At 69.8% G+C, this 10,759-nt stretch carries 8 protein-coding genes; 3 read left to right on the top strand and 5 right to left on the bottom strand.

Features of this window, described 5'->3' with window-relative positions; translation table 11 throughout:
- Together ETD83_RS19945 and ETD83_RS19940 are read right to left on the bottom strand one after the other, a co-directional pair.
- Positions 1-977 (bottom strand): glycosyltransferase (locus ETD83_RS19945; RefSeq protein WP_138646653.1); only part of this gene is annotated, 977 nt, incomplete at its 3' end.
- Between the two features lie 297 nt (positions 978-1,274).
- Complete coding sequence (locus ETD83_RS19940) at positions 1,275-2,717, bottom strand: LCP family protein (protein ID WP_138646652.1); 1,443 nt, start codon at positions 2,715-2,717, stop codon at positions 1,275-1,277.
- 128 nt (positions 2,718-2,845) lie between these two features.
- On the opposite strand from ETD83_RS19940, the gene ETD83_RS19935 reads away from it, so the two are divergent.
- Positions 2,846-3,787: a DUF6177 family protein gene (locus ETD83_RS19935; RefSeq protein WP_230421037.1), complete on the top strand. Its 942-nt coding sequence runs from the start codon at positions 2,846-2,848 to the stop codon at positions 3,785-3,787.
- A 126-nt stretch (positions 3,788-3,913) separates the two neighbouring features.
- Positions 3,914-5,383: a DUF1266 domain-containing protein gene (locus ETD83_RS19930; protein WP_138646651.1), complete on the top strand. Its 1,470-nt coding sequence runs from the start codon at positions 3,914-3,916 to the stop codon at positions 5,381-5,383.
- Between the two features lie 94 nt (positions 5,384-5,477).
- Here ETD83_RS19930 and ETD83_RS19925 read toward each other — a convergent pair whose 3' ends face one another.
- Positions 5,478-5,942, bottom strand: coding sequence for a hypothetical protein (locus tag ETD83_RS19925; protein WP_205717779.1), 465 nt, complete (start codon positions 5,940-5,942; stop codon positions 5,478-5,480).
- 249 nt (positions 5,943-6,191) lie between these two features.
- Between ETD83_RS19925 and ETD83_RS19920 the strand changes: the two genes are divergently transcribed.
- A complete protein-coding gene (locus ETD83_RS19920) occupies positions 6,192-6,989 on the top strand; it encodes a hypothetical protein (RefSeq protein WP_171064335.1) in 798 nt (265 codons plus the stop codon).
- A gap of 270 nt (positions 6,990-7,259) precedes the next feature.
- On the opposite strand, the gene ETD83_RS19915 is transcribed toward ETD83_RS19920, so the two are convergent.
- Positions 7,260-8,891 (bottom strand): MinD/ParA family ATP-binding protein, encoded by a 1,632-nt coding sequence (locus tag ETD83_RS19915; protein ID WP_138646649.1) that lies wholly within the window; start codon positions 8,889-8,891, stop codon positions 7,260-7,262.
- Positions 8,892-9,384: 493 nt separating this feature from the next.
- A complete protein-coding gene (locus ETD83_RS46035) occupies positions 9,385-10,674 on the bottom strand; it encodes a S8 family serine peptidase (RefSeq protein ID WP_407921503.1) in 1,290 nt (429 codons plus the stop codon).
- Between the last annotated feature and the right edge of the window lie 85 nt (positions 10,675-10,759).

The following is a 10,759-nucleotide window of genomic DNA, read 5'->3' as shown; positions in this document are numbered from 1 at the left end:
AAGAGACAGGGCGGTTCCGTCGGTGCCGGGAGGGGCGCTACCGGCGCGCGGGTCTGCTCGTGCTGACGGGCGTGACGTGGGACGTACGTCAAGGCCGCCACCACTGCCGGCGCAGCGGCGTCGGCGCGTTCGCGGGACCGGTTGCGGCGCGCTCCGTAAGGGGCGACGACCATCCGGTAGAAGGGCCGCCGGATGAGGGTCGGGACGAGGCGGTAGCCGCCGCGGACGACGACGTTGCGCCAGTACTGGGGACGGGAGATGAAGCCCTCGCCGAGCATCTCCCGCTGGAGCCGGAGCTCCGAGCGCAGCAGGTCACGGCCCCCGCGCCGCTCGTACGCGCCGTCCCCCACCCGGTAGTAGACGAGCGGCTCGGCGACGTTCACGACCCGCGCGCCGTTCGCGATCATCCGCGCGAACAGCCAGTAGTCCTCCATCAGCGGCAGGTCGCCGTAGCCGCCGACCGCGACGACGGCGCTGCGCCGGTAGACGACGGTCGGGTGGTTGAACGGGTCGTGCAGGCGGGAGTAGCGGGCGATGTCGGCGGGGTCGCTCGGCGGGATGCGCTGCCCGACGATGTCGGAGACGTCGGTGCCGAATTCCAGCAGGCCGCCGCCCACGAGGTCGGCGCCCGAGCGGACCAGCGGCACCTGGGTCTGGAACCGGTGCGGCATGGCGATGTCGTCGGCGTCCATCCGGGCGACGATGTCGTGCCGGGCGGCGCGCAGGCCCGCATCCAGGGCGGGGCCGAGCCCGCGGTTGTGCTCCAGTTGGACGAACGACACCTCGGCGGGGCTGCCGGCGACGAGTTCGCGCAGGCAGGCCGACAGCGCTTCGGAGACCGGGCCGTCCTGCACCAGGACGACCTGGTCGGGACGGAGCGTCTGGTCGTGCACGGCGCTGCGGAACGCGACCCGGACGTGCTCCTCACGATCACCGCCGTAGACGGTCATCAGCAGGGTGAAGGGTTCGGGCTGCATGCGTCCGTTCCGAGGGGGCGTGAGCGCCCGGCAGAGCCCGTGGCGGGGAGCGGCTCCTCGGGGCAGAGGTCGGGAGGATTCGGGTGAGTTGTCGTAGTTGTGACGCTTCACCGGGGATATTGGTTTGCGCGGGGAGCTGTTGGTACGCGCGGGCCAAGATACCGGTCTCTCACGACAATCGTGAACGCCATGACCAAAGCGCCAGGACCGGGACGGGCCGATACGCCCCTGGCCGAGACGCCCCTGGCCGAGACCGGACACCCCGGGGCGGCCAAGCCCCGGCGCGGACGCGTCACGTCAGCTGTTCGCGCAGATGTCCCGATCGGCCCGGATCTCTCCCGCCACCTTCGGCACCGCCGCGTTGGGGCCGCGGAGCGCGGCGCCGTCCTTGCCGATGACCAGGTAGACGTAGCCGGGCTTGGCGGACTTCCCCGGACGCGGCTCATGGCCGGGCAGCGCGATCGCCATACGGGCGGCCTGCCGCTCGGCGCCCACTCCGTACAGGATCTGGGTGCGGGCGTAGCGCTTCGTGCTCGTACCGACCTTGACGACCTTGAAGCCGCGCTCGGTGAGCTGGTCTGCCGTCCGCTGCGCGAGGCCCGGGGTCCCGGTCGCGTTGTAGATGGCGACCCTGACCTGCTCCGGCGGGACGGGCTGGACCTTGTTCTGCGCGGCGACAGGTGTCGGCGGAGCGGGCTCGGGGAGCTTGTTGTCCTCCCGGACGGCCCTGAACAGCGGCCCGGCGAGGGCCTGGTTGAACTGCACGCGGTTAGTGTCCTGCGGATACGCCTGCACCGGGACGGTGACGAACCGCACCTTCCCGGCGCTCATGCCGCGCAGGCTGCCCGCGAGCTTCTGCATCACCGAGAGCGTGAGCTTGTCGTCCGCCTTGATCGACTTGGCGACGGCGGACAGGAACTCGTACGTCCGTCCCGGGTCGGTGAGCATGCCCTTGTCGGTGGCCTTCTTCACCACCGACCCCATGAACGCCTGCTGCCGCTTGATCCGGTCGAGGTCGGAGCCGTCGCCGAGGACGTACCGGGTGCGGACGTAGCCGAGGGCCTGCTCGCCGCGGACGACCTGGCGTCCCGCCTTGAGGTGCAGCTCGGCCTTGGGGTCGTCGATGCGGCGGGGGACGCAGATCTCCACGCCGTCGAGCGCGTCCACGACCCGTTTGAACCCGGCGAAGTCCACCTCGACGTAGTGGTCGATGTGGATCTTGGTGAGTGACTCGATGGTCCGCCAGGTGCAGGCCGGGCCGCCGTTGGAGAACGCCACGTTGATCATCCCGAACTGGGCCGGGACGGTCGTGCCGTCCTTCTTCTTGCAGGGCGGCATCGGCACCATCGAGTCGCGCGGGAAGCTGATGCCGATGGCGCTCTCGCCGCCGGGCGAGATGTGCAGCAGGATCGTGGTGTCGGACCGCTGCCCTGCCTCGGAGCCGTAGCGGGCGTTCTCGCCTTTGCGGCTGTCCGACCCCATCAGCAGGATGTTCAGCGAGTTGTTGAGCTTCTCCGGCCGGTCGTCGCCGAGCCGTCCCTCCACGTTCTCGCGGTCGATCTGGCCGTCGAGGCGGCGCCAGAACCCGTACGCGGTGAGGCTGGTGCCGACGAGCGCCACCGACAGGACGATCGACACCCAGCCGAGCACGCGCCACAGGCGCCCCCGCACCGGCGGTTCCGGTGCCGGCGAGGCGTCGTAGGCGTGGTACACGGAGGACGGCGCGGCAGCTCGCTGCATCCGTAACATTTCAGCACAAGATGGACAGGAGCCACGGGGGTCACAGCGAATTCGGATGCGCCCGGCGGGCCGGCGGGACGGCGGTGGGGCCGCCACGGCCGGGCCCCGGTCGCTAGACTCCTCCAAAGATGAGCACAGTAGACGCGCTGACCGACCAGGCGATGGTCGTGCTGCAGGACAGGCCGCTGGTGCCGCTGAGCGCCTGGCTGAACAACGCTCTCGGCGACTGCACCGCGAGCGGCCGCACCCTGCAGCTCGTCACGCCGTTGGACTCCCGGCTCTCGCTCCCCCTGCGCACCGCCGCGTCCGGGAACGAGATGCAATGGGTCGTCCGCAACGGCGACGGCTACTACGAGGGCCTGACCGGACGTCCGCTGAAGTGGAACGGGACGACGTTCGTCCCCGTCCCCGAGGCCCGCGACTACGCGCCGGGGTTCACCACCCGTCCCACTGCCCGGATCGGCTCGCAGCTCACCCTCGTCTACCGCACCAGGCACGGCCCCGAAGGCGACCTCGGCGGGCCCGTCGAACGGCTCCTGCAGCTCCTCACCGGCAAGCCCCCGGGCGCGCTCGGCGCCGCCGAGCCGCTGGAGCACCCCTGGCGCGCCGACCGGTTCACCGAGTACGCGCGGGGACGGTCCACCGCCCGGCTCATCGTCGGCGGCGACGGTCCCCGTCCCGCCCAGGCGATCTGCGACTTCACCGCGGGCGCGGGCGGCGTCGTCGCCGAGGTCAGCACCGTCACCGTCGGCTACATGCCGGAGGACCCGCCGCCCCTGCAGCACCTGCCGACGCTCGTCGGCGCGCTCGCCGCCGACCAGACGGTCGCGTCCCTGTTCGTCCAGGTCACGCCCGGCCGCGCCGATCTCACCACCGAGCCGCGCTGGACGGGCGCCCCGGCCCCCGTCGCGCTCGCCGTCGCGGGGACCGTCAGCGGCCCGAACGGCCTGCCCGGCCAGCAGGTCGGCCCGCCCCGCGCCCCGCTGACCTTCTTCCCGCTCGGCGACGGACGCTCCGCGGACGGCTGGCAGCGCCACAGCATCCTGATGCAACACCTCCAGTCCGCCTGAACACCCCTCTCAGCAAGACCGGACCATCGCGCCGTCCACCCTCGAAACGGGCGTTCGGCACCCGTCGCAACAGACTCCGCACACCGCTGATGATCTACCGGTAAGGGATGAGGTACGGTCCTGCCCATGGGACAGGCCGGTCAGCTCGACGCGCTTGAGCGGGCCGTCAAGGGGACGCTCGCCGAAGGATCGTTCGAGTTCGACGGCGACGAGGCGGTGCTCCGCATCGAGGGCTCCCGCGCCCTGACGACCGGCTGGTTCAGCCGGGCCCTCGGCGGCTGCGGCGTCGGGCTGCTGCTCACCGGCGCCGTCCTGTCCCTGACGGGTCTGCAGGACGCGGCGCGATGGGCGCTGGCACCCGGCGCGGGCCTGCTCGGGCTCGTCCTGCTGCTGCGCTTCACGCCGCTGCGCCGCCTGTGGTCCGTCCTGGAGCTGCGGTTCGCGGAACAGGCGATGGTGCACCGGCGGACTCGCATCCCGTTCGGCGACCTGCGTCCCGAGCACCTCGTCTGGAAGGACGGACGGTTCCTGCGCCGCCTGTACGTCCGGCATCCGTCCCTCCGCAAGCTGCTCGCCGGGTTCTCCGGCGGCGAGGAGCGCGAGGCCAGGGAGTTCCAGCGGCGCCTGTGGGAACTGATCTCCGCCCCCGGCCCGCCCGCCATCGCCACCACCGACGACGTCACCACCGGCAGAGACCTCGCCACCGGCAGAGACCTCGCCACCGGCGGCGGTCTCACCCCCGTGCAGCGCTGGATCATCGCGGCCAGCGCTCCCTACGGCGCGATCAACGGGTTCCGGCTCGACCGGCTCGGCACGGCCCCCGGCGCGGACGCGGCGACCGCCGACCGGCGCACCGCCCAGGAACTCCTCCACGACCCGTGGGGCGCCTACGACCTAGAACAGCTCCTCGGCGCCGTCAACTGGCTCGTCCAGGACGGGCACCGCGCCGACTTCACCCAGGACGCCGACCTCGCCACCCGCTCCCCCGCCGCGCAGCAGGAGTACGGGACGCTGCTGCGCGAGGTCGACGGCCTCATCGCCCGCGACGAGCTCGAACCCCCGTTCGTCGAGCGGCTCATCGAGCTGGTGCGCGTCCGGTACGGCGACGAGGGCGGCTCGTACGCCAGGCTCGTCCCGGGGGTGCTGCGCGACGAGCCCGGCGCGGACGTCAGCGAGGAGGGCGCCGAACTAGCCCAGTTCCTCCACCAGCTCTTCAACGACCGCAACCACGCGTCCGAGGAACTGCACCGCCTCAAGGTCCTCGCCGACCCCGCGCTACGGGCCAACGTGGGACGTTTCCTCATCTGGGACTACGGACGAGCCCTCATGCTCTACCGCTGGGGCCACATGGTGGGCTGGCTCACAGAGGAGTACTGCTGGGAACGGATGCTTCCGCTGGCGATCGACATCCAGCGGCGCTATTCGTCCTGGCGGGACATGGCGACCTGCTACCTGCAGGGCCGGCTGCTCTGGTCGGGCGGCGGCGGAAAGTCGCACTCCGAGTACCAGCGCCTCATCGACGACCTCGCCACCGAGGCGACCAGCCCCTGGAACGCCGTCCCCTGGACCCTCGACCTGACCCGCGACTGGACATAACCCACCCGCCAGCCACATGTGCCCAATGACGCACCGCGCGACGGGCGACCACCACGACCCCAGCCTCAGGCCTCGGGGCTCGGAACTCGGGGCCTTAACCGCCGATGACTCCGCCGTGGTAGGCGGCACCGTCCTGTCCGGGGGCGCCGCCGCCCGGGCCGCCGCCTTGCTCGGACGCCTTCCAACTGCGGGCAGGGGCCTCGCTCGTCCCGTCCGGATAGACGGTCCCACCGGCCCAGTGCACCAGCGACTCGGCGAACTTGCGGGCGATCCGCGTCGCGTCGGGCAGGTCGGCCACGGCACGGACGTCGACCCACCACACGGGAGCGGTCACGCGTTCGGCGAAATCGGCGCCGAGCAGCCGCCGGAGCTCGCTCTGCGCCGACACCTGCACCGCGTCCTCGATCGAGACGAGCAGCCGACCCTCGGTGTCGTAGACGAGAGTCGGCTCGGGTTCCCCGCCGCGCAGTTCCAGTGCCTCACCCATGGCGATCATGCCATCGGCCACGGCGTGCACATCCGGACGGCGGCGCACCAGCGCCACCAGGTCACTGCTCATCGGGTCACCCCAGCGTCGGGCGGACTGAGCGGGCCGTCACCGTGCGCGGCGGACGGTCGCCGGCTTGAGTCGGACACCTGCCTCCCCTCTCCAACGCAACCCTATGAGACATCCGCGAGCGCCGCCGCAGTCCGCGGGCACGCGCATCCCTGTCATACCTACCATCCCCTGTGAAATCGCCAACTCCCGACCGCTACTCTGGTCCGACCGAAATCGCCACCCCGCCATAGAGACCAGCACGGAGCGTTCATGAATTCCCCCCAATGGCCTGGTCAGCCCCCTGGCGGCCCCGGCTTTCCGCCGCCCGCGCCACCAGGACCGCCGCTGCCCGGGGGGCACGGCTTCCCGCCGCCTCCCCCACCGCCGCGCGGCGGTGGCGGGGCACTGGTCCCTCTGCTGATCATCGGTGTGGTAGGCGTCCTGGCCCTGGTCGGCATCGGCGCCTTCCTCGTCCTGGAAAGCGACGACAACGATTCCAGCAGGACGTCCTCGTTCCCCTCGTACACGCCGTCCTCGCCCATCGACTCCCCGGAGCCCAGTCCCACGGAGTCCAGCGGAGGCGGGTCGGACCCGACCTCGGTCCTCGGCCCGACCATCCGGACCGCGAAGGGCAACACCTTCACCCGGGCGGGCACCCGCACCGCGTCGTGCATCACCCGCGCCAACACCAAGCTGCGCACGACGCTGCGCGCTTACCCGTGCATCGGGGTGATGCACTCGGCCGTCTACGCCAACCCGTCCAGGAACATCATCACCTCGGTGTCGATCGCGAAGTTCACCAGCCCGTCGGCGGCGTCCAGCGTCAGCCGGGTCACGTCCAGCAAGGGCTGGCCGCTGCTGCTCACCCCGTCCGACGCGAGCGGCCTCCCACAACCTCGGGCCAACCCCGCCTACTGGACGCGCTCGTGGACGCGCGGCTCGAACGTCATCTACGCCCAGTCGTACTGGTCGAGCGGCGCCGAGACCGGCGGCCGCACCGGCAGCGTCTTCTCCACCGCCGGCGAACTAGGCGTTGAAGTAACAAACACCCTCATCTGGACAGACTGACCCACCCACAGCAGATGCCCCACCAGGACAAATGGCCAACCCCTGGACAACCACCCCACAGGGGAACGACCACCTCCCCCAACGGCCTGGCCCCACGGACGGACCGACCGACCTTCAGGTGGACCACCCGCAGGGGCATATGACTTACCCCCAGACGGAACGACCGGCAGAGGACGGACGAGCACGAAACACATCCCATCCCATCCCGCCTGGTCAGATCAGGGCAGATCAGATCAGGTCAAGTCAGGTCAAACATGATGCGGGCCGTGTCTAGCGGGCCTGGCGTGGGCCTGTGCCGGGGGCCGCACCCTGACCCGGGTGCGTGCCCGGGCCCTGGCCCGGCGACACGTCGCCGAGCGACCGCGCGAACGCCTCGTAGGCGATCCGGCTGACGGCCGCCTGGGTGGCCTCGCCGAGCCGGGACATGTCGACCGCGGCGCCCATCGCGATCTGCCGGTCGTAAGGGAGTTGCACGACGGGCGTCCCCCAGGCGGTGAGCATCTGCGTCGCGCGCGCGAGGTCGGCCCCGACCTGCGGAGCGTGCGACACCATCGCGATCACCGTCCGGGGCAGGAGGCTGCGCTGAACCCCCTGCGAGAACCATTCCAGCGCCCCCCGGGCGCTGAGCGCGCCGTCGACCGTGCCCGGGGTTACGAGAACCACACTGTGTGACTGCCCGAGAATGCCACGGTGCAGCTCAGTGAGAATGCCGGCGCTGCAGTCCGTCACCGCAGTAGATATGTAGCGGCTCACGGCACTGAACGCGGCCTGATACGTCTCGAACGTGAATTCGCCGGTGATCCGTCCGCCCCGTGTCGCCGCGAGCACCCACAGACCCTCCCGGGTCTGCTGCAGATACTGCGCGGCCTCCTCGAACGTGCGCGGCTGCTGAGCGGCGAGGTCGAAGAGGGAAAGCTCAGACCTGACACCCAGACGCAGCGGCAGCGACCCGAGCTCAGCGTCCGCGTCCATCGCGAGCACTCGATCTGGACGATGCCGCGCCAGCTCGGTCGCCAACAACGCCGCCACGGTCGTCTTCCCCGCACCACCGCGGACACTGACCACCGTGATCTGCCGGAAGCCGCCGACGGGCCGCCGCAGATAGTCCGAGATCTCCGCCTGCGTCCGGATCTGGCTGGACGCCCCGACGGCCTTACGCATACCCCGGCCCACGCGGCGCACCAGCGCGTCCCCATGCTGGTTCTTACGAACGAACTCGTTCGCCATAGGCACGGCCCCTGCGCCGTGCATCTGCGGGTGCTGAGGCGACGCCGGGACGGGCGCGGCAGGTCCCTGAGCAGAAGGGGCTGGACGCGCGGACGCGGCGTCCTGTTCCTGGCCGCCCCCCTCGTCCTCTCCGACGCCCGGAGCCTGCGCCATACCGGGAGCCTGCGGCGCGGAACCGCCGATCGGAGAGATCGCCGAGTCCCAGCTGAATTCCTCGTTGACCAGCGGCACTTCCGCCTCGGCAGCCTGCTGATCGGGCTGCTGCACCGGCGCGTTCGGCTGCGGTTCCTGACTCGGAGGCTCCTGGACGACAGGCGACGGGCCAGACCCCTGCGTCGGCGCGTTCGGCTGCGGCGGGTCGGGGAAAGGGTCGTACGATCGGGGCTGTTCGGCCTCAGCGGTAGCCGGTTGTGGCGGGTCGGGGAACGGGTCGTACGACCGACGCTGCTCGGTCTCGGCCGGGACCGGCTCCGGCGCCATCGGAGGCACTGGAGGCGCGGCAAGCGGCTCCTGCACGGCCGCCGGCGGCGACGGCCGCCGCGCGCTGTGCTCGACCGCCTCGGCCCCCCAGCCGGCGTCCGCGAGAACCGCCGACGCGGATCCGAAAGCCGCAAGGCCCCGCTGGGACACGCCGAGATCACGCAACACGGAGTGCTGCCAGCTCGAGTCCGGCACCCGCCCTCCTTTCCTCCTGGTGCCAGCCTAGGGGTTCCCGAGCTGTCCGCGAACGCCCACATCACCCGAAGAGACCGGCCGCCCGCTGACCTCGCCACACTGAGCCAACTGCAGGTTTCAGCGCCAGAACGCCACAGACTTCAACCACAGCTCATGGCACTCCCGCCCGCCTCCCTGTGGCACTTCGCCAAGTTCGAGCGAACTTCCAGCAGCTCCTGCCCAACCACACCTTGAGCACGCGTCGACGCGAAGTTGAACGCCAGGTCGGACGGCCCAGCCATGTCGCAGCCAAGCCTGTACAGGCAACGCCACGAACCCGTCCACCATCCTGAGCAACACCGGGATCAGCGGGTCCCTGGAGGCGGCCGACTGCCCGCAGGCGCGGACAACTTCCTCTCAATCCCGCCAGCAGCCGACCTACTCCTCTTCACCTCCGTGGCCCCGATGTGCCGAGAACCGACCACGAGAAAGTCGCGAAAAGGAGTCGGAGCCTCTACCTCGGAGGATAGGGCCCAGCACCGCCCGGCCCCTGTGGCGGCATATGCGGCTGCCCACCCTGCTGACCAGGAGGCGGCGGAGGCCCCGGAGGCCCACCCCATCCCGGCGGCGGACCCGCCCCAGGAGGAGGACCAGGAGGACCGAACTGCTGCGGCCCGCCAACGGGCCCGCCAACGGCACTCGCCACCTTCTTCCTGCTCCTCAACCCAATGAAGATGAGGAACAGCACACCGAGGACCCCGACCACCACAAGCCCAATAACCAGATACCTCGTGTTACGCGCCGCCTGCTCACTACTCTCGTCAGCCGCCTTCTCAGCCGCCGTCTTCGACGGCGTGGTACCTGACTGAGCGGGGTTGGCCTTCGCCCACTGATCATACGCAGAAAACACCGGATTCGGCGCGGACCTGGGGACCTTGGCGGTTAACGCAGCATAAGGGATGACCACCCCTTCCCCGGAAATGTTGTCCTTGCCAGGAGGTCCTACATCCTCAGTTGTATTGATGATGCGTTGCACGACCTCACGGGCTGACATCTGCGGGTACTTCGACCGAATAAGGGCTGCGGCCGCGGCGGTCAACGCTGTTGCCTGGCTCGTCCCGGCCAGATCTGTGGCCACTCGGCCGTCGGCTTGAAGCGCGTTTACCGCGTCTCCAGGTGCTGCGACCGCAACATAGGGCTGCCGCTCGCTGCCGACCCAAGGCCGCTTCTGATTGTCCACCGCTCCGACCGCAAGAACGCCAGCACAGTTTGCCGGCTCCATTGACTTATTTCCTCTATCGCCGTCGTTGCCAGAGCCCGCAATCACGACAACATCGCGCTGAAGCGCGTAAGAAACTGCCTGTTGATTCTGAGGTCGACATCCATGCAGAGTGGCAAACGCTTGAGAAATGCTGATCACTTTAGCGCCGTGATCAGTCGCGTACCGGATTGCCTTGTCCCACACGGAGAAGTCCGACTTCACTGACATGATCTTGGCTTCAGGGGCCACTCCTACGTACCCGGTACTTGTCCCTTGCGAGGCGATCAGTCCGGCCATCCCAGTACCGTGCGAGGCATCCAGGTCTGATGTGGGACCGATCTGACCGTCTCCACCAGCGGGTGTCACATCGGTACCGGCCACAAGGACTCCTTGAAGGTCAGGAATCCTTCCGTTGACTCCATTGTCGACTACGGCGACGGTGACGCCAACTCCCCTGCTAATCGGCCAGACCTTTTTCTCGATCGCCCAAGCCGAAAACCACCATTGGTCCTCCCGTCCTCTGGGAGCCGCAGCAGCAGGCATAGCCGCAGTCAAAAGTAGGGCTGAGCTGACCGTCATCGCGGCCAGGAGTTGCGTCATCCGTTGCACAGGGAAACCTCACTAAGCG

This window comes from Actinomadura soli (assembly GCF_005889715.1).
Classification (GTDB): Bacteria; Actinomycetota; Actinomycetes; order Streptosporangiales; family Streptosporangiaceae; genus Spirillospora; species Spirillospora soli.
Note: the sequence above shows the minus strand (reverse complement) of the source record. Positions and strands in the feature narration are given on the sequence as shown.